This window comes from Flavobacterium sp. XS2P24 (assembly GCF_030010285.1).
In the GTDB taxonomy this organism is placed as follows: Bacteria; Bacteroidota; Bacteroidia; order Flavobacteriales; family Flavobacteriaceae; genus Flavobacterium; species Flavobacterium algoritolerans.
Map to the genome: position 1 here is coordinate 30,706 of NZ_JASCRU010000007.1, position 20,508 is coordinate 51,213.

Genomic DNA, 20,508 nt, shown 5'->3' on the forward strand with positions numbered 1-20,508 from the left:
AAAACTCTGGAGTTTTTTTATTTAAATAATCGTCTAACAAAAAAAAGACTTCAAAGCAATGCCATGAAGTCTTTATTATATATCCTTTCTCTTTTCTAAGAAAGTCTGGTAATCTAAGAAGTCTAAGAATCTAAGAAATCTATTCCTCTTCCATAGTATGATATACGTTCATCACATCATCATCCTCCTCTAATTTTTCAATTAGTTTTTCTACATCAGCGACTTCAGCTTCTGTAAGTTTTTTGGTAATTTGAGGGATTCTTTCAAATCCGGAAGAAAGAATTTCAAGTCCTCTATTTTCTAATTCTTTTTGAATGGTTCCAAAACTGCCAAAAGGAGCATATATTAAAATACCATCTTCATCTTCAAAAATCTCTTCAGCACCAAAATCGATTAATTCTAATTCTAATTCTTCAGGGTCGATTCCGTTTGCCGGAATTCTGAAATTACACGTGTGATCAAACATAAATTCAACAGAACCTTGAGTTCCCATAGTTCCATTGCATTTGTTAAAATAACTTCTAACATTAGCAACAGTTCTGTTATTATTATCTGTAGCTGTTTCAACTAGAATTGCAATTCCATGAGGCGCATATCCTTCAAATAAAACTTCTTTATAGTTGGCGGTGTCTTTATCAGTAGCTTTTTTAATGGCACGTTCTACATTTTCTTTTGGCATGTTTACTGCCTTTGAATTCTGGATTACGGCTCTTAATCTTGAATTGGCTTCAGGATTTGGTCCGCCTTCCTTTACAGCCATTACAATATCTTTACCAATTCTGGTAAATGCTTTGGCCATTGCTGACCAACGTTTCATTTTTCTACCTTTTCTAAACTCAAACGCTCTTCCCATTTCTATTTTTTATTTTGAACTGCAAAAATACAGTTATTAGTTATTTTTTCAAAAATTTTTATTAATCAATTGGCACGTGCTTTGAAATAAAAGTATCACCGGTTACATTCCAAAAATTGATTGTATTTGCACGCTCTGAATTGAATTTATTATTGTTAGCATTATAATTCCCAACTTCTTTATTCAACTCGTTTACCAATTTATTGAAATTATCCACTTCTTCCTTTGATCTGGAAGCGACTGATTTGTTATCCATTATTTTTTTAGTCTCTTGAAATTTCTGATTGAGCATCATAAAAGCAACTACTTTAGGACTAAATTCTAACGCTTCTTTTTTACTGAATTCCAATACTTTTTTGGTAGCATTTACCAGTATTAAATCATTATTGTAGGCTTTAAATGTTTTTAGTTTATCCAAACCCTCATTCGAATATTGTTCTAATGCATTGCTGTTTTGTTGAATAGCATTCAAATTGTTTTCAGCAATAGCATTCATCAAAAGAGATTCTGTGAAATTTACTTTGAAAAAAATCAGAAATAATTGGGTATGATTTTCAAAAACTTCATTGGAGATTTTCATTTTTTTACCCAATTCACTTTTATCTTCTCCAATTTGGATTCCATATTTAGTTGCAAATATTTTTTGGTTAGCATTCAATTTATCCACTTCTTCATTGATTTTAGTATTGACCAAATCTCTTGCCAAAATAAAAGCTTCCATAAAATCATAGGATTGTTCCGCCACTTCCTGCATGTTTATGATTTTTTCATATTCTTGATTGATTTGTTTTTCAGAAATTGATAAATAAGCTAGTAGTTGGTCTTTATATTCAACATCACCTTTATATCCATCTTTTAAAGCTTCTATTTTTTTAGTGGCATTTTGGATACTTTTTACCAATGTTTTACGCGTTACATCAATTCTTCGGGCATTTTTACTATGTGCAACAGCCGAAGTGTATTTCCATGTTGTTCGAGAAATAGCATCAGTTTCTTTGCCAATGTAATTCAAATAGTCAACAGGAGTTTTGAATTCTTGCGCATTAGAAAAGGTAATTGTAATTAAAAATAGGAACGAAGTAAAGGTTAGTTTCATTTTTTTTGGTTGGTTATTTATTTAAATTCTTATAATCGTTTATTATAGCAATTGCTTCTTCTAAATAAGGATTGTTTTTTACCTCTTTGATTTTATAGCGATTAATATCTTGTTGAAAAACATCAAATTTTAATTGCTCCAAATCAAAGGAATTATTCGAAATGGTACTGTTACTTTCGCTTTCCACAATTTTTTTGACTTTTTTCCAAAGCGAATCAATTTCATGAATATCATTGAATACATCTTTAAAAACTAAGCGAGTCGGTTTTTTTGGATTGTTATAAAGTGCATTTATCTGCTTGTTGGCCAAACTAATTTCATTGAAACGAGAGGCGTTTTTCACTCTTGAATTACTTAATTCGACTATTTTGGGGAAATAGGTTTTTGAAAACGGATTAAATCTTGCTTTTGTGGTAATCATATCATATTTAAAAGCAGTTTTAAAACTTATTTCTCGCTGAATGATGCTGTCAAATAAAACCGGTACCGCAATATCTGGAACAATCCCTTTTATCTGGTGGCTGTCGCCGGTAATTCTGTAGAATTTTTCAATAGTTAGTTTTACAAAACCCTGTTGATTGTTTTCGTCCAATGGTAGAATAGTTTGCATGGAAGCTTTCCCCAACGATGTACTGCCAATGATGATTGCCCGGTTATAATCCTGCATTGAGGCTGCAAAAAACTCGCTTGCCGATGCTGAATTTCCGTTGATTAACAGCACAATTGGGCCATTGTATGCGCTGCCACGATTCCCGTCTTTTAAAATAGTTTGCTTGTTTTTATTATTAACCAAAACTGATACTGGAGCAATATCTAAAAACATTCCGGCTAATTTAATGGCTTCTTCCATTGATCCACCGCCATTGTCTTGAAGATCGATTACTAAACCTTCAACATTGTCTTTTTGAAGTTTCACAATTTCTTTGGCAACATCATCAGCGCAACCTTGAATAGAATATCCGTCGAAATTAGAATAAAAACTAGGAATATTGATGTACCCAATTTTAGTTTCCGCTTCGGCAATGTAACTGAAAACAGCATTTTCAGTGGCTTTCATTACTTGCTTTCTCAGGCGTACAGATTGTATTGTTCCATTTTTTTTCTGAATGGTCAACTCAATTTCTATATTCGAATCAGAAAAAATCAATTCTCCAATTTTTTCTATGGATGAGCAGGAAACAGAATATGCATCTCCTTTGTTATTAGACACTTTCAGGATTACATCATCTTTTTCAAACTTATCCGTTTTGGCTGCTGGACCACCAGGGATAATTTCTTCGATGATAATTTCCTCTTTTTCATTAAATCCAATATTTAAACCCAATGAAAGATTGCTCGTTGATAAACCCGACATAAAACTGGATTTAGCATCCATTGAAAAATAATTGGAATGAGGATCAAAATAGGTGCAAAAAATATTTAAAAAATTATTTTGAAGGTCATTTTCTAATCTCTTAGTGTCTCCAAGAATACTATTTACTTTGCATAAGTTGGTGTCAAATATTTTTGCTTTAGAAGTTTTTTCGAGCTTTGAAAAATTCTGCGTCAGTGAATCTAAATTAGAACTCAATTTAGAAATGTCTTCCAGAATATCATACTTAATTCTCTTTCTCCAAACTCTTTCGATATCTGTTAAAACCGAATCGAAAGGGAAGTTTTTCTTCGAAAATTTAACGGAGTCATTCGTATTGTAATCAAAAGTCTCCTGTTGTATTTTTTCTAAAATTTTCTTTTTTCGAACTAAAGCCAATTTATAAACAGCAACAAAATCACTCATAAAAGAACAATTATTCTGTAAGATATAATTGTCCAGTTGAAGTCTATGCTCACATAGTTTTTGATATTCAATCTTGGTAAACAAGTTTCGGTTAGAGTCCAAAACATCCAAAAAGCTATCAAAAACAAAAACCGATAAACTGTCGTCTACCGGTTTAGGTTGGTAATGTTCGCGTTGTATTAACGCATTTATTTTAGAAAGTGTTTCACAAGTTTTTGCATCATTTTGACCCAAAAGTGAAAATGTAGTCAGCAACAATACAAGTGAAAGTTTCTTCATTTATTATTATTTCTTGTAAAAAGGTAATTTCACCACTTTTGCAGGAACATCATTTTTACGGATTCTTATAAAAATGTCACTTTCCAAAGCACTGTTTTCAACAGTTACATAACCCAAACCAATTCCTTTGTTCATGGATGGAGACATTGTTCCCGAAGTTACAATTCCGATTACATTTCCTGAAGCATCCACAATTTCGTAATCATGTCTTGGCACTGCACGTTCTTGCATTTCAAAAGCGACTAATTTTTTAGTAACTCCTGCTTCTTTTTGTTTTTTTAGATTTTCTGAATTCGTGAATTCTTTAGTGAACTTCGTAATCCATCCCAAACCAGCTTCCAGTGGTGAAGTCGTATCGTTGATGTCATTTCCGTACAAACAGAAACCCATTTCTAATCGCAATGTATCACGAGCCGCAAGACCAATTGGCTTGATGCCAAAAGGGGCACCTGCTTCAAAAACTTTATTCCAAATTTGTTCTACTTCTGAATTTTTACAATAAATCTCAAAACCTCCAGAACCAGTATATCCTGTGGCCGAAATAATTACGTTTTCGATACCGGCAAAATCTCCCACTTCAAAATGGTAATATGGAATCGCAGATAAATCCTTTGACGATAATGATTGCATCGCTTCAACCGCTTTTGGTCCTTGAATCGCCAATAAAGAATAATCATCTGATAAGTTTTTTATCTCCACACCCAAGTCATTTTGAGCCGAAATCCAATCCCAATCCTTGTCAATATTCGAAGCATTTACCACTAATAAATATTGCTCGTCTTTCATTTTATAAACAATCAAATCGTCTACAATTCCACCGTCATTGTTCGGTAAACAAGAATATTGCGCTCTTCCTATTGTCAAAGTTGAAGCATCATTCGAAGTCACTTTTTGAATCAAAGCCAATGCATTTGGACCCGTAAGCAAGAATTCACCCATGTGAGAAACGTCAAAAACACCCACGGCATTACGTACCGTTTCATGTTCTGCATTCACACCTTCATATAAAATGGGCATATTGTATCCGGCAAACGGAAGCATTTTTGCTCCCAAACTCTCGTGTATGTGCGTAAGCGCAGTATTTTTCATTGTGTTTTAATATAAAATTTGAAGTCGCTAATTTATTGATTTTATTTCGGGTGACAAAGGCGGAGCGAAGCAAAGTTTAAAGTTTCAAACGTTTTCGGAATAATTCGTGCTGTAGGATTTATAGTCATTTTTTTTAGGAGCTAATTCCTGCTATTCGCTCTATCTTTAATTAAAGCTTCCAGCCTTCAAAAGGCTAGAAGCTTTAATTAAAGGATGCCGCTGCTATCAGGGCTAGGGAATTTAGGTCCAATTAATGAATTTGTTTCCTATTAAATTCGTAATTTTAAACAAACAAATTTCAATGACGAATCCCATTTACATCAACCAAAAAGAAATCCTGAAACACTACAAACAGCCAGATAAGCATACTCACAAAGGAATTCAGGGACACGCTTTAATCATTGGCGGAAGTTATGGAAAAATAGGAGCAGTAAGTTTGTCTGCCAAAGCTTGTTTGAAAACAGGTTGCGGATTAGTCACCGTTTTTATTCCGAAATGTGGCTACACAATTCTGCAAACCGCCATTCCCGAAGTTATGGTTCTTACAGATATTCAAGAGGAAAAAATTTCTAATATCACTTTCGACTTTACACCACAAGCCATTGGAATTGGTCCCGGTTTAGGTCAGGAAATTGAAACCCAAAATGCAGTACATCAGTTTTTAAAAACAAATAAAAGCCCTTTGGTAATCGATGCCGATGCGTTAAATATTGTATCCCAAAACAAAGAATGGCTTTCTTTTGTACCGCCTAAAACAATCTTAACGCCACATCCCAAAGAACTGGAGCGATTAATTGGAAAATGGCATTCCGAAGAAGAAAAAAGGAGTAAAGCAGTTTCTTTTTCAAAACAGTACGATGTTATAATTGTGATGAAAGGTGCACCAACACACATAATTGATGGAGAAACTCTCTTCGAAAACACCACTGGAAATGCCGCTTTGGCAACCGCAGGAAGTGGCGATGTTTTAACGGGAATGATTACCAGTTTATTGGCACAATCCTACGAACCCATTAGTGCCGCAATTCTTGGAGTATATCTTCACGGATTAACTGCCGATATTGCATTACCCGAAACCGGATATCAATCTTTTATCGCTTCAGATGTTATTGCAAATATTGGGAAAGCTTTTTTGAGTTTATAAAAACTGTAGTAAATAGTACTCATAAATGAATTTTACCCTACTTATTTGTAAGTTTGTATCCAAGCAAAATTGCTTTATCCAATTCGATTATGGAAAAAACACCTCATCTTAGAACCGTAAATGTTACGCGATACATCACTCCTTTGCGGGAAGGCGGTTCTTTGCCTGCGCTCGCTGAAGCCGATGATGATTTTAAATATGTATTGAAATTCAAAGGTGCCGGACACGGTGTAAAAGCCTTGATTGCCGAATTAATTGGCGGAGAAATTGCCCGTGTTTTAAAGTTAAAAATGCCGGAACTCGTTTTCGCAAATCTCGACGAAGCTTTTGGACGTTCAGAAGCTGATGAAGAAATTCAAGATTTACTTCAAGGCAGTCAAGGACTCATTTTGGCGATGCATTATTTATCGGGAGCCATAAATTTTGATCCTGTTGTCACTTTGGTTGATCCAAAATTAGCGTCCCAAATTGTTTGGTTAGATGCTTTTATCACAAACGTGGACAGAACGTTTAGAAACACCAACATGTTGATTTGGCATAAGGAATTGTGGTTGATCGATCACGGTGCCAGTCTTTATTTTCATCATTCGTGGACCAATTGGGAAAAGCATGCACAAAGCCCTTTTGCATTGATAAAAGACCATGTATTGTTGCCTCAGGCTTCCTTGTTGCCAGAAACAGATGTGATATTTAAAAAAATATTGACTGATGATGTACTGCAAAATATCGTGAATCTGATTCCAGAGGATTGGTTGCAATGGGAAGATACCGATGAAGCTCCAGAAGCCATTCGAGAAGTCTATTTCCAGTTTTTATCCATACGTTTGAACCATTCCGAAATTTTTATAAACGAAGCACAAAATGCAAGAGAAGCACTTATATGAGTATGCCGTAATCCGGGTTGTGCCAAGGGTAGAACGCGAAGAATTCCTCAATGTGGGTATTATTCTCTTTTGTAAAAAAGCGAAGTTTATAAAAGTGCTTTGCTCGATGAACGAAGCCAAACTGCAACTATTCTCAGCCGATTTAGATCTAGAACAATTGCATTTAAACTTACAAGCATTTGAGAAAGTGGCGCATGGCGAAAAATCAGGTGGACCAATAGGACAATTTGATATTCCATCGCGTTTCCGTTGGTTAACAGCACTTCGCAGCTCTGCTATTCAAACCTCAAGACCACATCCAGGATTGTGTGATGATTTGGAACAAACAACGCAACGCTTGTTTGAAGAAATGGTATTGTAAATAAATTTGAAAAGGAAAAACTGTTGGAAAGTCATTTCGCAAACAAAACACTCTTTTGGAGTCAACAATAGAATATTAAAAATTAAGAAATACTATTCAGGTGACGTGCAAGATGCATGCCCATACTAAAGCAAGCCTGAAGAAGATAGCCGCCGGTGGGTGCATCCCAGTCCAGCATTTCGCCAATACAATAATTACGATTTTTGTTTTTCAATTGGAAATTTTCATCCACAGCATTCAGTTGAATACCGCCTGTTGTGGATATCGCATCGTTCAATAGGGCAGAACCTGTGATTTCGATACTCAGTTTTTTAATGTTTTGTGCTAATAATTCTGGATTCAGGTAGGTTTCTTTCGAAAGGTATTTTTTCAAAAGACCAACCTGTGCAGGACTCAATTTAACTTCTTTTTGTAGTGTTTCGCTCGTCTTTTTAAAAGTTGATTTTCTAATCTTTTCGAGCAAATCATCATACCGCAATGTTGGTTTCATATCCAGAAAAATTGTTGCCTTGTGTTGGCTTTCCAATTCCTTTCTAATCTGTGGACTCAGGGCATAAATCGCATTTCCTTCTAAACCGAAACGTGTGATTACCGCTTCGCCTTTTTGTCTTTTATTCAAACAGCTTATGGCAATATTTTTAAGCGGACTGCCTTCATGTTCCAAAATAAAATCTTCCGGCCAGTTCACACGATACGCACAATTGGATGATTGAAAAGGAACAATAGCAATATCTTGCTTTTCGAACAAGTCTAGCCAAGTGCCATCAGAACCGGTTACTTTCCAGCTTCCACCGCCAAGGGCAAAAATGGTATAGTCTGATTGTATTGCTGTATCCGTATTGAAAATAATAGCATTGTCGCTGGTCCAACCTTTCCAAGTATGTTGGTATTGAATAGCAACACCTTGTTTAGTCAAAACATCCAGAATTGCGTTGAGCACTGTTATGGGTTTAATGCCACTTTCAGGATACACGCGTTTGCTGCTGCCGATGTATGTTGGAATACCGATGGTATCAATCCATTTCCGAAAATCGTCGTTGTCAAAATCAAGGAGTGCTTTTTCCAGAAAATGAGGTGGCGTATAGCGCGCAATCAATTCCGCTATGGGCTCCGAATGGGTGAGGTTAAATCCTCCTTTTCCCGCCACCAGAAATTTTCTTCCTAGTGTTTTATTTTTTTCGTAGACGGTAACGGTAAATTTCTTGCAATCGAGTAATGCAGCGAGTATAAGTGCTGCGGGTCCTCCTCCAATAATTGAAACTGATTTCTTCACGCTGCAAAAATACGGTTTGTTTTACCCATTAACCTTGATATGGGGTTTTATATTAGCTATTGTATTTGTAAAGCAAAAAAAAGGCTGTCCAAAATCATAACGAGACGGGTTTTTTGTGCTTTTTAGTTAAATATTAAAGTGGTATTGTGTCCAAAATTAATTTATTAGACTTAAGAAATGGATTGGTTTTACTGTTGTGAGAGCACAATTAAAACAATCGCTATTAAAGCTAAAAACAGCCCTGTAAAATTCATTTTGCTCAGTTTTTCTTTAAAAATTAGAACGCCTACAAGACTGCCGACGACAATCACTCCCATATTCATACCAGCAAAAACGGTTGAAGGGTTTTTTGAAAATTCCTGATGTGCCTTAAGGTAGAAAAGAATATTTCCAAAATTGAAAATACCCACTAAACCGCCAAAAAGAATGTTATGGATATTTATTATCACTTTTTTTAAAATTACTTCGTAAGCAACCACAGTAATCATAATAGTCATCGCTATTCCTAAAATTACAAATAATGAAGTAGTATAAGGCAAACTGGTATAAGTAGCAATTTTTTTGAAGAGGATATCTATAACTCCAAAGCCAATCAAAACTACCGCTGGATAACCCCATTTGTTTTTAGTGTTTTCGGTATTTTTTGTAAGAATAAGCAACAGTGCTGGTATTGCCAATACAAAAGCCGAAATTTTCAGTATATTAAATTCTTCTTTGAAAAGTAACCATGCCGCAAGAACAGGAATGAACAATGAGAGCCTCTGGGCCGCATCTGTTTTTACTATTCCCATGTGTTTGATGGATGCCGCCAAAAAAAGAAAAATGGAAGGTAATAAAATTCCAATAGTAATATAAAGCCACCATGGCGCTGTAGTTTCAACAGTATTTAAATCTGGACTAAATGCCACATAGCAAAGTATGCATGCAAACAGGTAATTCCAAGCGACTATCTGGGTGTGGCTGATGGTATATTTACGAGCGACTTTAAATATCACGCCCACGGTCACACTGCAAATAATACTTAAGATTAGAAATAACATAGATTTATATATTTATGCTGTAAAATTACTATTTATATGCTTGGATTGCCCATCCATCTTTTGAAAAGGACTCATATTTATTTTTTGATTTATTTTTTTTAAATTGGCAGTACTAAATGCAGTAAGAGTATTGGGAGTATAACCATAAAAAAACCCCAACGTTTGTTGGGGTTTTGTGACCTTGACTGGATTCAAACCAGTAACCTCTTGAGCCGTAATCAAGTGCGCTATTCAGTTGCGCCACAAGGCCTTTATGCGGGTGCAAATATAGATATAATTGTGTAATTTGCAAGTCTAAATTTATAAAAAAATAAAAAAATATGCCACTAAAGAATTATATACGTGATATTCAGGGATTTCCTAAAGAAGGAATTTTGTTTAAAGACATAACTCCGTTGCTAATTGAGCCCGAAGCAAGGAATAAATGCCTTGAAATATTGGTTTCATCCTTAAAAGATAAAAAAATTGACAAGGTAATAGGAGTAGAGAGCCGTGGATTTTTCTTTGGAATGTTGATTGCACAGGAATTAAATGTTGGTTTTATTCCGGTTAGAAAACCTAACAAGTTGCCTTACGAAACAATTTCTGCAACGTATGATTTGGAATATGGAACGGATACTTTAGAAATTCATACCGATGCGATTCAAAAAGGTGACCGAATTCTGATTCACGACGATGTTTTGGCAACTGGAGGAACGGCGAAAGCAGTTTGTGAATTGGTAGAACGATTGGGTGGCGAAATCGTGCAATGCAATTTCCTTATGGAATTAGCTTTCTTGAATGGAAGGGCGAAAATCAAAGGGAATGAAATTTTTGCCGCAATTACGTATTAATCCAGCGCACGTGTGGTTACATAATACCTAAAACCAATAATTGCCATTTGCCATTTCTTGGCTTTCGCCAAATCCAATCGCTGTTTGGTAAAACTAGGTAAAATGACTTTGTTGATTTGTGCCAGGATTTTATACATACCGTTTTGTTTTGGACAAAGATATAAAAAAGACGGTCTTGATGAGGACCGTCTTTTGGGGTTATTTATGGGAGTTTATTTTTTTTTAAATTCTTTTGTTTCAATTTCAATAATTCCATTTATTGCTTTTTCTCCGTATTTCTTAATCATCGCAATTTTTCTAGCTTCTAGATTAGTTGAAATTTTTTCAACACTCATATTGTCAATTTCCTCTGGTTTTAATTTATCGAAAGCTTGATAATCACTAATTTGTCCATTAATAATAATGACTGCTTTTTTGTAATCTACATTCTTATCATTCTGGATTCTCGTAATATTGTCTTCTGGTGCAAATGTTCCAAAACTAACCCCCCAACCTTTATTATCCTTTGTAATAACTTCTACTGCTCCATGAATAGCCTGTTCACCATATTTATCAACTGCATTTTTATCCTTTAAAACATTTACAGTAGCTATAGTATTTGGGTCAATTTCATCTAAATTTAGGCTAGGATTTGCTTTTTTGCCATTTATGATTATCAACGGTTTTTCACTTTGGTTATTTGTATTAAATACTTTTGCGTTTGGAGGTGTGGGAGGAACTGGAATTTCTTTAACTTCAGTATTGGGTGCTACTTCATCTTTAGGAGTATTGAGAGCATTTACATGATCAAAATGATTTTTTAAATGTGCATTGTCTTTTAGATTAGCACTAAAACCGAAGTTTAAATTATTATTTATATCATTTTCTGCAAAAATGGTAAATGACTTTATAGGAGTTTCTTCTGAAGTTTGATATATTTTTTGAGATCCTTTTTTGTCTTTTAGTTTAACTTTTATGGCAATAATTTCGTCATTCTTGTTTGTTTTGATCCCTGAAAAACTTATTTCTAAATCATTTTCATCTTTAAAGAATTTTTTTATTGAGTTAAGTTCTTCAGTCGTAGATTTTGATGTAATATGAAATTCTGTTTTTACCGAATATTTTTCTATTTTAATTTCATTTTTTTCTTGTGCAATAGTTTTTATTTGAAATAAAAGGACAAAGGCAATTAATGCAGGAAGTACAAGCGCGTACTTCCAAGAATTCGATTTTTTTGATTGATTTTTGTTTAACATAACGATTCGTTTTTTGATTAATGATTGATAAAAATGATTGGTAATGGCAACACAATTCTCGTGTGTTGTTATTTTTAAAAGCGTAAACTGATACGCTTTTTTGTCGGATATCTTTTTCGTGGCTTCGTTATCGGCAATGAATTCCAAGTTTTGTAAAATCGCTTTTTTATACAACCAAATTAACGGATTGAACCAAAAAAGAATACAAAATAGTCTTGAAATCAATACATCTACAGTATGATTTTGATTGCTATGCACTTTTTCGTGTTCCAAAATATTCTCTAATTCGGAGCTGCTGTATAAGGACGAGTTGTAAACGATAGTATTAAAATAAGAAAATGGAGCAACGTTTTCAGTGGTATCGATAAATTTAAAATCAGCTTGATTTTGGATGGTTTTTCCTTTCAAAACGGTATTTAAACTATAAAAATCGAACACAAATTTTCCCAGAAATAAAATTATTCCAATTGCGTAAACAATTCCAGATATTAAATACCAATTTATTTCAAAAGCTTCGTTTTCGATACTATTTGTTATTGGAATTCTTGACCAATCAATATTCTTGGAGCTTGATTCTACCAGTATTATTTTGGTATAAACCACTAACGGCAAAACCGCAGAAGTGAATAAACCCAATAAGAGAAACCAACGATTACTGGTAAAAAAGGTTTCTTTTCGCAACATAAAATAATAAGCCAAATAAAACAGTGCGATCAACCCACTGGATTTGATAAGGTAAATGTATAATGCTTCCATACGATTATTGATTTTATTCTGGAGTTGTTTTTTTAAAGAAGGATTATTTTTCTTCTTTTTGAGTTTCTATCATTGCCAAAATCTCACGTAATTCAGCTGCTGAAATTTTCTCTTCTTTGGCAAAATGGGAGACCATGTTTTTATAGGAGCTATTGAAATAATTATCGATTGCCGTGTTCATGAAGCGTTTTCTATAGTCTTCTAAACTCACGATAGGATAGTATTGGTGTGTGTTCCCAAAGGCATTGTGCGATACAAAACCTTTTTCTTCCAGATTCCGCACAATAGTAGAAAGCGTGTTGTAATGGGGTTGCTCTTCTGTGATTTCTGCCATGACTTCTTTTACGAATGCTTTTTTGAGCTTCCATAAAATGTGCATGATTTCTTCTTCTTTGTTCGTCAGTTTTTGCATGATTTTTTTATTTGAATCAAACTTACAACTATTTTTCTAGTTACACAACTAAAAATATAGTTAATTAACTAAAAAAACAGGTTTCATGCCAAAATCAATTTTTTTTAGCACTAAAACATCAAAGTCAAACAAGTTTATTTAGGAACTAAGTAACAACCATTATATTACGTCGTGTTTAAAAACTAGGCAAAATGACACAACAGATTGATTTAAAACTACTGTTTACAATATTGCGCCTTTTGACTTTATGACATTTAAACTTTTGACTTACTTATTTGTTTTCCTGTTGGATTAATTTTTGCAACCAAATGCAACCGACAACCGAAAGAATTCCTAAACTTCCCATGACAAACCAATTGGTTTGGTAACCAAATACTGCAATGATTTCCAGTCCGGTTTTGGAACTCGCAATATGCGCTAAGCTGAAACTCATTGTAAACAAAGCCATATATCGTCCTTCGTGACCTTTTGGTGCTCGGCTTAAAGCGAAAGAATTGGAAAAAGGGAAGATGAACATTTCTCCAAAAGTGATAAAAAGAATACTCACAATTAATATTCCCGCCCAAATATTAATCATTAAAACATAGAAACTAATAGACATTAGCAGCGAACCCCAAAGAATAATTTTGAGTTTATCGATGTTTTTTCTTTGGCTGATACTCACAATTGGCATTTCCAGAAAGAAAATCAACAGTCCGTTTAATGATAATAAAAGTCCGCTTTGAAATTCAGTCAGCCCAAATTTTTCATTGTGATACAATGGCAAAGTGGTAAAAAGTTGAAAGAAAAGCATCGCCGTTATAAAACAGATAAAGAGAAAAATCCAGAATATCTTGTCTTTGAAAACGGAAGCAGGTATTTCGGTTTCGCTATCTGCCGTATTCAAATCGGCTGGTTTTTTGCGTTCTTTTACCAATAATGTAAAAATCAAAATAGATACAATGCAAGAACTTCCATCTACCCAAAATAATCCGCTGTAGCCTAAATTCATAATAATTAATCCTCCCAAAGCTGGTCCTGCAGTAAATCCTAAATTAACTGCTAATCGAACTAAAGTCAATGCTCTGGTACGGTTTTCAGGTTTCGCATACGTGCCCAGAGATACAAACATGGCGGGACGAAACATATCGGCAACGGTCATAATGAAGAACATTGCAAAACACAATCCCCAAAAAGTTCGTACGTATTGTACTAAAAACAGCAATATTCCGCTGGTGAATAAGCTGAAAACCATGATTCTGTAAAAACCTATTTTATCGGATAATTTTCCACCAAGCCAAGATCCTAACATAGAACCAAAACCAAAAGCGACCATAATCCATCCGACTTGAGCATAGGAAAAATTTAAATCTTCTTTTAAATATTTGGATAAAAAAGGCAAAACCATCGTACCGGCACGATTGATAAAAGTAATCAGTGTAAGAATCCAAACTTCTCTTGTAAATCCTCTGAAATTATTTATGTAGCGTTGAAAAGCAGTTTTGAGCATATCTAAAGTTATAATTTCACAAAGGTAGAAAACTTTGTACCGATGCGTCTTTGTGTCCTAGTAACTTTTAAACTATTTTTGCATAAAATTATATATGATTGTCCGCTAAGCAGAGAAAAATTTTTATTTTATTTTTCAACCATTAAGAAATTAAGAAAATTAAGTTTTTTATCCTTAATGAACCTTAACTTCTTAATGGTTCAAGAGAAAATAACTTTATTTTTTTAAGACCAACAAAATTTCGATTGTTATTAATAACGGATAGTCAAAAAATTATAAATATGAGAACGCTATTTACTTTATTGCTTTTGGTACAATTGAATTTTGGCTTTGGCCAAGAACAATTTGACGTTTCGGCTGTGGCCAAATTTCAAAAGGAATTAAATACAGAATATGCGGATGCAAAGACAAGTCCTTTGACTGCAGAAGATTTAGCGGAATTCAAAACTCTTGATTTTTATCCTGTTGACGGGAAGTTTTTTGTGACAGCTACATTTGTCAGAACAGAAAACGAGAAGCCTTTTGAAATGAAAACTTCAACGGACAGGAAACCATTGTATGTAAAATATGGGGAACTTTCTTTTACAATTGATGGTCAGGATTTGAAACTGAATGTGTACAAGAATATCGAGCTTTCGAAAAAAGAAGAATATAAAGACTATTTATTTCTGCCGTTTTCAGATTTGACTTCAGGTAAGGAAAGCTACATTGGCGGTAAATATATCGATTTAAGAATCCCAAAAGGAGATACGATTGTGATTGATTTCAATACATCGTACAATCCGTATTGCGCTTATAATCATAAATATTCCTGTCCAAAAGTACCATTGGAAAACGATTTGAATATCGAGATAAAAGCTGGGGTTAAAAAGTTTCACGACTAATGGAATTCTTTAATCTGCATACGCATAAATGGACCAATCAGCCCAATGTGTTGGAATTAGTAAATCAATATCCACAGGAATTTGATGCCACAATTCCGTATTATTCTATCGGGATTCATCCGTGGTTTATCGTTGAAGAACGACTAGAAGCTGATTTGGCGATAATCGAAAGTAAATTACAAGAGGCAAATTGTCTCGCTGTTGGCGAATGTGGATTGGACAAACGCATCGAAGTTCCAATGGAATTGCAACAGTTAGTTTTCGAAAAGCATTTGCTTTTGGCGCAGCAATATCAAAAACCAGTGATGATACATTGCGTTGCGGCTTTTCAGGAAGTGATTGCCATTAAGAAAAAGATGAATATTACGGTTCCAATGCTGATTCATGGGTTTTCAAAAAATGCTCAAGTTGCGAAACAATTACTGGACAATGGATTTTATATTTCGTTTGGAAAATATTTATTGCTAAATAAGGAATTAGAAACGGTTTTTAAAAGCGTTCCTGATAATCGATTTTTTTTGGAAACAGATACAATTGAAGAAGGAATTGAAGCTGTTTATGAATTGGCAGCAAAATACAAAGGAGTTTCTGTCAAAGAAATACAGAAACTAGTGAGTAGTAATTTTAATACTGTTTTTAATCAAATAAACAGATAACCAAATAAACAAATAAACTTTTATTATGGCAGAGTGGACAGAAAGAGCCGAACTTTTATTCAAAAAAGAAGGTTTAGATAATTTGAAAAATGCAAATGTATTGGTTGTAGGATTGGGCGGTGTTGGTTCTTTTGCAGCTGAATTTTTGGCAAGAGCAGGAGTGGGAACCATGACTATTGTAGATGGCGATGTAGTTGATATTACCAATATAAACCGACAATTACCCGCTTTACATTCGACCGTAGGGCAACCCAAAGTGACTATTGTCGGTGATCGATTAATGGACATCAATCCAGAATTGAAATTGACTCGCGTGCAGGAATTTCTTTCGCCGGAACGTGCTTTCGAAATTGTTTCAGAGGAATTTGATTATGTTTTGGATTGCATTGACAGCGTGACTCCAAAGTTGAATTTAATTATTGGCGCCAAGCGAAAAAGAGTAAAAATCATCAGCAGTATGGGAGCTGGCGGAAAAATGGAAGCTTCTAAAGTAAAAGTGACGGATATTACCAATACCGTGAATTGTTACTTTGCTAAAACCATCAGAAGACGATTGAAAGAAGTGAAAATTGATAAATTGAAAGTGGTTTTTTCTTCTGAGATTCAGGACGAAACGAGTTTGAAAATGACTGATGGATCCAATTTTAAAAAATCATTTTACGGAACAAACAGTTATATGCCAGGGTTATTTGGTTTGTATGCCGCAGAAACCGTGATTCGCTATTTACTTAAAAAATAGGGGTCAGAATTCAGTTCTAAAAAATAAACAGCCTTAAAATCTAAAAAGTCTAATAATCTAAAAAAAATGATACAAACCGTAATTTTTGACATGGATGGTGTAATTGTCGACACTGAACCCGTACACCGTTATGCTTATTTCAAACAATTCGAGGAATTAAATATTACTGTTACAGAGGAAATGTATACTTCATTTACCGGTTTTTCTACTCGAAATACGTTTCAGAAATTGAAAGAGGTTTTTGTGATTGAACACGAAGTTGAAGATTTGATTCAAAGAAAACGGAATATCTTTAATGATGCTTTTGACAGTAAAGCTGATTTAGAATTATTGCAAGGTGTTGAAAATCTTATTAAAGAATTGCATCAAAATGGTATGCAGTTGATTCTGGCTTCTTCTGCATCCAAAGTTACCATTGAACGAGTGTTTTCTAGATTTAAGTTACATGACTATTTTACGCATGTGGTAAGTGGGGAAGATTTTCCTAAATCGAAACCACATCCTGCTATTTTTGAACATGCAGCAAGTTTATCAATTGCTCCAAAAGAAAGCTGTATCGTCATTGAAGACAGCACGAATGGGATAAAAGCGGCGAAAGCTGCCGGAATTTTGTGTGTGGGTTACAACAGTATTCACTCTGAGTCGCAAGATTTATCAGAAGCAGATTTTGTTATTAATCATTTTAATGAATTAGGTTTTGATACTGTTAAGAATATTGATTCTAAATTAAGGAATAATTAACATTTGAAAGCCACTGAATTTGTAAATTTGGAAATCATAAAAATTTAAAACATGAAAAAAATAATCATTGTATTTGCGATTATTATAGCAAATTTCACCATTGAGGCACAAGTGAAAACACCTCAGTCAAGTCCAAAATCGACAATCATGCAAGCCGTAGGTTTGACAGATGTTGAGATTAATTATTCAAGACCAAGCGCAAAAGGAAGAGCTGTTTTTGGTAACTTGATTCCTTTTGGAAAAGTATGGAGAACTGGAGCTAATGAAAATACAACCGTATCTTTTAGCGACGATGTTGTTATTGATGGTAAAACCTTGAAAAAAGGAAAATATTCTTTGTACACTATTCCAAAAATAGAAAGCTGGGAAATAATATTTTATAAAACTACTGATAACTGGGGGAATCCAGAAGAGTGGAAAGAAGAAAATGTTGCGCTTAGAGCAACTGTTAAACCAGAAACTTTGAATAAAAGTGTGGAAACTTTCACTATTGGAATTGGAGGTTTAGACAACAATTTTGCATTTTTAGAAATTTACTGGGAGAACTCATATGCAGCTGTAAAATTTGAAGTACCTACTCAACAAAAAGCAACGGCTAATATCGAGAAAGCATTAGCGGGACCAACTGGAGCAGATTATTTTTCTGCTGCTCAATTTTTGTTTCAATCGAATGGAGACAATGCAAAAGCATTGGTTTATGTAAACAAAGCATTGGATATGTCTAAAGACAAACCATTTTGGTACAACAGATTGAAGTCTTTGATTCAAGCTAAACTTGGAGATAAAAAAGGTGCTATCGAAACGGCTAAATTATCTCTTGCAGCGGCTGAAATTGCTAAAAACCAAGACTACGTAAAAATGAATAAAGACAGTATTGCAGAGTGGAGTAAAAACTAATTATTCTAACTGTTTTACAAAAACATCCCGTCTTGATTATCGAGACGGGATTTTTTTTTGAACTTTTAGACTGTGTAATTTATTAGATGGTTGCGTATAAAGTATTCATAGAATTATCATTGCTTCGCCAGTTCGCTATCGCTCACTTCCGAAGTAGAAGAGATTTTTACGTAAGAACATTTAGAAATTAAAAAAACAACCGCAGATTCACAGATTAGCAATATAAAAATCTGTGAATTTGCGGTTAATAGTTTTTAAAAACTAAAAACAATAATTTGTTTTACTATCCTTATTTAAGCTGTAATCGCTTTCTGTTTTCTGAAAATAGTCCATTGTAACAGCAACGAAATAACTATCGTTAACATTGCTCCAATGAAATTAAGCCATAAATAACCCAGTTTTTCTTCTCCGCTTGGGAAAATATAAATAGCGTAATAGTAAATGATAAAAATAGTGATCTGACTTACTACGGCGCTGTAAAAAATAGCTTTGGATTGTACCTTGTGTATGTAAAAACCAACCAGAAAGATTCCCAATACAGTTCCGTAAAATATGGATCCAATGATGTTTACCAATTGAATTAAATTTTCAAACAGCGTTCCAATACACGCAAAAAGTATTGCAATAACTCCCCACAATAAGGTAAAGAATTTTGTAGCATACAGATAATGTCTTTCTGATTTTTCTTCTTTTACATTCCGTTTGTAAATATCAATTGCGGTTGTAGATGCCAATGCATTCAGTCCTGAAGCGGTAGAAGACATGGCAGCTGAAATGATAACGGCCAGCAATAAACCAATAAGTCCTTTGGGTAAATAATTAAGGATAAAGTGGAAAAAAACATAATCTTTATCATTGGTTTCACTGTTGCTATCGGCTTTCAGGATTATTTCTTTAGCCCGATCTCTTAAATCTTTTTCTTTATTGGACAAAGCCACTAATTCTTTTCGAAGGATGGGATTGTCATAATCTTGATTGAGCTGATCAATATACAACAGATTAATTACTTTTTTATCTTCGGATAAATCGCCTAATTTTTTCTCCAAAGCATTGTATTCGCCTTTGTAAGCCGATTTTTCAATCATGGCTTTGTTGTTTGGATTAAAATTTAACGGAACAGGATTGAATTGGAAAAAAACAAAAACCATAACTCCGGTCAATAAAATGAAGAACTGCATCGGTACTTTTAAAAGTCCGTTCATGATTAGTCCCATTTGACTTTCCCGAACTGATTTCCCTGATAAATAACGCCCTACTTGCGATTGGTCAGTTCCAAAATAAGCCAATGCTAGGAAAAAACCTCCTGTAATTCCGCTCCAAAAAGTATATTTTTCCTCTGGGTCAAAAGAAAAATTGACAATATTCATTTTGTCATTTGCGCCAGCGATATGCAACGCACTGGTAAATGTCATATCATTAGGTAAATAATGCAATATCAGAAAAAAGGTGATTAGCATTCCCGACATAATCACAAACATTTGTTGTTTCTGAGTTACATTGACCGCTTTTGTTCCTCCCGAAAAGGTATAAATGATAACCAATACACCAATAATAATATTCATGTACGTAAGATTCCAACCCAAAATTGCCGACAAAATAATTGCTGGTGCATAAATGGTCAATCCGGTTCCTAAACCTCTTTGGAACAAGAAAAGAATGGCAGCAAGGGAGCGGGTTTTTAAATCAAATCTTTTTTCGAGGTATTCATAAGCCGTATATACTTTGTATTTGTGGTATAAAGGGATAAAGGTGACGCAAATTACCACCATAGCAATTGGCAATCCAAAGTAGAATTGCACAAATCCCATTCCGTCATGATAAGCTTGTCCTGGAGTGGAAAGAAATGTAATTGCACTTGCTTGTGTTGCCATAACAGAAAGTCCCACAATGTGCCAAGGTGTTTCATTACTACCCAGAATAAAGTCTTCAACATTTTTACTTCCTTTAGTTTTCCAAGCACCGTAAATTACGATGAACAGTAAAGTAACTATGAGTATAACCCAATCAAATAATTGCATAATTTAAGAGTATAATTTCATGATGAGACAAAAGATCAGGATGTATATTGCA

At 34.2% G+C, this 20,508-nt stretch carries 20 protein-coding genes and 1 tRNA gene; 9 read left to right on the top strand and 12 right to left on the bottom strand.

Translation table 11 applies throughout. The features are described from left to right. Nucleotides 1-139: 139 nt before the first annotated feature. From QLS31_RS07325 to gcvT, 4 genes are all read right to left on the bottom strand, one after another. Entirely contained in the window at nucleotides 140-853 is a 714-nt protein-coding gene (locus QLS31_RS07325; RefSeq protein WP_099715711.1) for a YebC/PmpR family DNA-binding transcriptional regulator, read from the bottom strand. 61 nt (nucleotides 854-914) lie between these two features. Further along, complete coding sequence (locus QLS31_RS07330) at nucleotides 915-1,949, bottom strand: hypothetical protein (RefSeq protein ID WP_282743315.1); 1,035 nt, start codon at nucleotides 1,947-1,949, stop codon at nucleotides 915-917. A 13-nt stretch (nucleotides 1,950-1,962) separates the two neighbouring features. Next, complete coding sequence (locus QLS31_RS07335; protein WP_282743316.1) at nucleotides 1,963-4,005, bottom strand: S41 family peptidase; 2,043 nt, start codon at nucleotides 4,003-4,005, stop codon at nucleotides 1,963-1,965. Nucleotides 4,006-4,011: 6 nt separating this feature from the next. Continuing rightward, complete coding sequence (gene gcvT, locus QLS31_RS07340; protein ID WP_282743317.1) at nucleotides 4,012-5,094, bottom strand: glycine cleavage system aminomethyltransferase GcvT; 1,083 nt, start codon at nucleotides 5,092-5,094, stop codon at nucleotides 4,012-4,014. Between the two features lie 301 nt (nucleotides 5,095-5,395). Here gcvT and QLS31_RS07345 point away from each other — a divergent pair, with 301 nt between their 5' ends. The 3 genes from QLS31_RS07345 (at nucleotide 5,396) to QLS31_RS07355 (ending at nucleotide 7,483) form a co-directional block, all read left to right on the top strand. Then, nucleotides 5,396-6,238: an NAD(P)H-hydrate dehydratase gene (locus QLS31_RS07345; protein ID WP_282743318.1), complete on the top strand. Its 843-nt coding sequence runs from the start codon at nucleotides 5,396-5,398 to the stop codon at nucleotides 6,236-6,238. Between the two features lie 89 nt (nucleotides 6,239-6,327). Next, on the top strand, nucleotides 6,328-7,122 hold the full coding sequence (locus QLS31_RS07350) for a HipA family kinase (RefSeq protein ID WP_282743319.1): 795 nt from the start codon (nucleotides 6,328-6,330) through the stop codon (nucleotides 7,120-7,122). Then, nucleotides 7,100-7,483 carry a DUF3037 domain-containing protein gene (locus QLS31_RS07355; protein WP_282716614.1) on the top strand — a complete coding sequence of 128 codons (384 nt, stop codon included), beginning with the start codon at nucleotides 7,100-7,102 and terminating at the stop codon, nucleotides 7,481-7,483. Before QLS31_RS07350 ends, QLS31_RS07355 begins: the two co-directional genes overlap by 23 nt. Before the next feature lie 82 nt (nucleotides 7,484-7,565). On the opposite strand, the gene QLS31_RS07360 is transcribed toward QLS31_RS07355, so the two are convergent. The 3 genes from QLS31_RS07360 to QLS31_RS07370 all read right to left on the bottom strand — a co-directional run bounded on the left by QLS31_RS07360 (nucleotide 7,566) and on the right by QLS31_RS07370 (nucleotide 10,046). Then, nucleotides 7,566-8,756, bottom strand: coding sequence for a TIGR03862 family flavoprotein (locus QLS31_RS07360; RefSeq protein WP_282743320.1), 1,191 nt, complete (start codon nucleotides 8,754-8,756; stop codon nucleotides 7,566-7,568). A 188-nt stretch (nucleotides 8,757-8,944) separates the two neighbouring features. After that, nucleotides 8,945-9,796 carry an EamA family transporter gene (locus QLS31_RS07365; RefSeq protein WP_282743321.1) on the bottom strand — a complete coding sequence of 284 codons (852 nt, stop codon included), beginning with the start codon at nucleotides 9,794-9,796 and terminating at the stop codon, nucleotides 8,945-8,947. Between the two features lie 176 nt (nucleotides 9,797-9,972). Further along, nucleotides 9,973-10,046: transfer RNA gene (locus QLS31_RS07370), tRNA-Arg, on the bottom strand. Between the two features lie 70 nt (nucleotides 10,047-10,116). Here QLS31_RS07370 and QLS31_RS07375 point away from each other — a divergent pair. Further along, nucleotides 10,117-10,629 (top strand): adenine phosphoribosyltransferase, encoded by a 513-nt coding sequence (locus tag QLS31_RS07375; protein WP_099715253.1) that lies wholly within the window; start codon nucleotides 10,117-10,119, stop codon nucleotides 10,627-10,629. Here the strand turns inward: QLS31_RS07375 and QLS31_RS07380 are convergent. The 4 genes from QLS31_RS07380 to QLS31_RS07395 all read right to left on the bottom strand — a co-directional run bounded on the left by QLS31_RS07380 (nucleotide 10,626) and on the right by QLS31_RS07395 (nucleotide 14,521). Continuing rightward, nucleotides 10,626-10,766 (bottom strand): SsrA-binding protein, encoded by a 141-nt coding sequence (locus QLS31_RS07380; RefSeq protein ID WP_091170625.1) that lies wholly within the window; start codon nucleotides 10,764-10,766, stop codon nucleotides 10,626-10,628. The genes QLS31_RS07375 and QLS31_RS07380 overlap by 4 nt on opposite strands. 75 nt (nucleotides 10,767-10,841) lie before the next feature. After that, a complete protein-coding gene (locus QLS31_RS07385) occupies nucleotides 10,842-12,620 on the bottom strand; it encodes a M56 family metallopeptidase (protein ID WP_282743322.1) in 1,779 nt (592 codons plus the stop codon). Between the two features lie 43 nt (nucleotides 12,621-12,663). Beyond that, nucleotides 12,664-13,032, bottom strand: coding sequence for a BlaI/MecI/CopY family transcriptional regulator (locus QLS31_RS07390; RefSeq protein WP_099715255.1), 369 nt, complete (start codon nucleotides 13,030-13,032; stop codon nucleotides 12,664-12,666). A gap of 271 nt (nucleotides 13,033-13,303) precedes the next feature. Continuing rightward, the gene (locus tag QLS31_RS07395) at nucleotides 13,304-14,521 is read right to left on the bottom strand and encodes an MFS transporter (protein WP_099715256.1); all 1,218 of its coding nucleotides are present in this window, start codon (nucleotides 14,519-14,521) and stop codon (nucleotides 13,304-13,306) included. 281 nt (nucleotides 14,522-14,802) lie between these two features. Between QLS31_RS07395 and QLS31_RS07400 the strand changes: the two genes are divergently transcribed. From QLS31_RS07400 to QLS31_RS07420, 5 genes are all read left to right on the top strand, one after another. Then, nucleotides 14,803-15,405, top strand: coding sequence for a DUF1684 domain-containing protein (locus tag QLS31_RS07400; protein WP_282743323.1), 603 nt, complete (start codon nucleotides 14,803-14,805; stop codon nucleotides 15,403-15,405). Then, nucleotides 15,405-16,061, top strand: coding sequence for a TatD family hydrolase (locus tag QLS31_RS07405; RefSeq protein WP_282743324.1), 657 nt, complete (start codon nucleotides 15,405-15,407; stop codon nucleotides 16,059-16,061). The genes QLS31_RS07400 and QLS31_RS07405 overlap by 1 nt, the downstream gene beginning before the upstream one ends. 25 nt (nucleotides 16,062-16,086) lie before the next feature. Beyond that, the gene (locus QLS31_RS07410) at nucleotides 16,087-16,800 is read left to right on the top strand and encodes a tRNA threonylcarbamoyladenosine dehydratase (RefSeq protein ID WP_099715259.1); all 714 of its coding nucleotides are present in this window, start codon (nucleotides 16,087-16,089) and stop codon (nucleotides 16,798-16,800) included. A 66-nt stretch (nucleotides 16,801-16,866) separates the two neighbouring features. Beyond that, nucleotides 16,867-17,541, top strand: a complete 675-nt coding sequence (locus tag QLS31_RS07415) for an HAD family hydrolase (protein WP_282743325.1) — start codon at nucleotides 16,867-16,869, stop codon at nucleotides 17,539-17,541. Nucleotides 17,542-17,592: 51 nt separating this feature from the next. Further along, entirely contained in the window at nucleotides 17,593-18,438 is an 846-nt protein-coding gene (locus tag QLS31_RS07420; protein ID WP_099715261.1) for a DUF2911 domain-containing protein, read from the top strand. A 293-nt stretch (nucleotides 18,439-18,731) separates the two neighbouring features. Here the strand turns inward: QLS31_RS07420 and QLS31_RS07425 are convergent, their stop codons facing one another. Beyond that, nucleotides 18,732-20,456 carry a sodium:solute symporter gene (locus QLS31_RS07425; protein ID WP_282743326.1) on the bottom strand — a complete coding sequence of 575 codons (1,725 nt, stop codon included), beginning with the start codon at nucleotides 20,454-20,456 and terminating at the stop codon, nucleotides 18,732-18,734. Nucleotides 20,457-20,508 lie beyond the last annotated feature (52 nt).

Coding starts and splice junctions, on each gene's coding strand:
- QLS31_RS07325 (WP_099715711.1), bottom strand. CDS start 853: ATGGGAAGAGCGTTTGAGTTTAGAAAAGGTAGAAAAATGAAACGTTGG.
- QLS31_RS07330 (WP_282743315.1), bottom strand. CDS start 1,949: ATGAAACTAACCTTTACTTCGTTCCTATTTTTAATTACAATTACCTTT.
- QLS31_RS07335 (WP_282743316.1), bottom strand. CDS start 4,005: ATGAAGAAACTTTCACTTGTATTGTTGCTGACTACATTTTCACTTTTG.
- gcvT (WP_282743317.1), bottom strand. CDS start 5,094: ATGAAAAATACTGCGCTTACGCACATACACGAGAGTTTGGGAGCAAAA.
- QLS31_RS07345 (WP_282743318.1), top strand. CDS start 5,396: ATGACGAATCCCATTTACATCAACCAAAAAGAAATCCTGAAACACTAC.
- QLS31_RS07350 (WP_282743319.1), top strand. CDS start 6,328: ATGGAAAAAACACCTCATCTTAGAACCGTAAATGTTACGCGATACATC.
- QLS31_RS07355 (WP_282716614.1), top strand. CDS start 7,100: ATGCAAGAGAAGCACTTATATGAGTATGCCGTAATCCGGGTTGTGCCA.
- QLS31_RS07365 (WP_282743321.1), bottom strand. CDS start 9,796: ATGTTATTTCTAATCTTAAGTATTATTTGCAGTGTGACCGTGGGCGTG.
- QLS31_RS07375 (WP_099715253.1), top strand. CDS start 10,117: ATGCCACTAAAGAATTATATACGTGATATTCAGGGATTTCCTAAAGAA.
- QLS31_RS07380 (WP_091170625.1), bottom strand. CDS start 10,766: ATGTATAAAATCCTGGCACAAATCAACAAAGTCATTTTACCTAGTTTT.
- QLS31_RS07385 (WP_282743322.1), bottom strand. CDS start 12,620: ATGGAAGCATTATACATTTACCTTATCAAATCCAGTGGGTTGATCGCA.
- QLS31_RS07390 (WP_099715255.1), bottom strand. CDS start 13,032: ATGCAAAAACTGACGAACAAAGAAGAAGAAATCATGCACATTTTATGG.
- QLS31_RS07395 (WP_099715256.1), bottom strand. CDS start 14,521: ATGCTCAAAACTGCTTTTCAACGCTACATAAATAATTTCAGAGGATTT.
- QLS31_RS07400 (WP_282743323.1), top strand. CDS start 14,803: ATGAGAACGCTATTTACTTTATTGCTTTTGGTACAATTGAATTTTGGC.
- QLS31_RS07405 (WP_282743324.1), top strand. CDS start 15,405: ATGGAATTCTTTAATCTGCATACGCATAAATGGACCAATCAGCCCAAT.
- QLS31_RS07410 (WP_099715259.1), top strand. CDS start 16,087: ATGGCAGAGTGGACAGAAAGAGCCGAACTTTTATTCAAAAAAGAAGGT.
- QLS31_RS07415 (WP_282743325.1), top strand. CDS start 16,867: ATGATACAAACCGTAATTTTTGACATGGATGGTGTAATTGTCGACACT.
- QLS31_RS07420 (WP_099715261.1), top strand. CDS start 17,593: ATGAAAAAAATAATCATTGTATTTGCGATTATTATAGCAAATTTCACC.
- QLS31_RS07425 (WP_282743326.1), bottom strand. CDS start 20,456: ATGCAATTATTTGATTGGGTTATACTCATAGTTACTTTACTGTTCATC.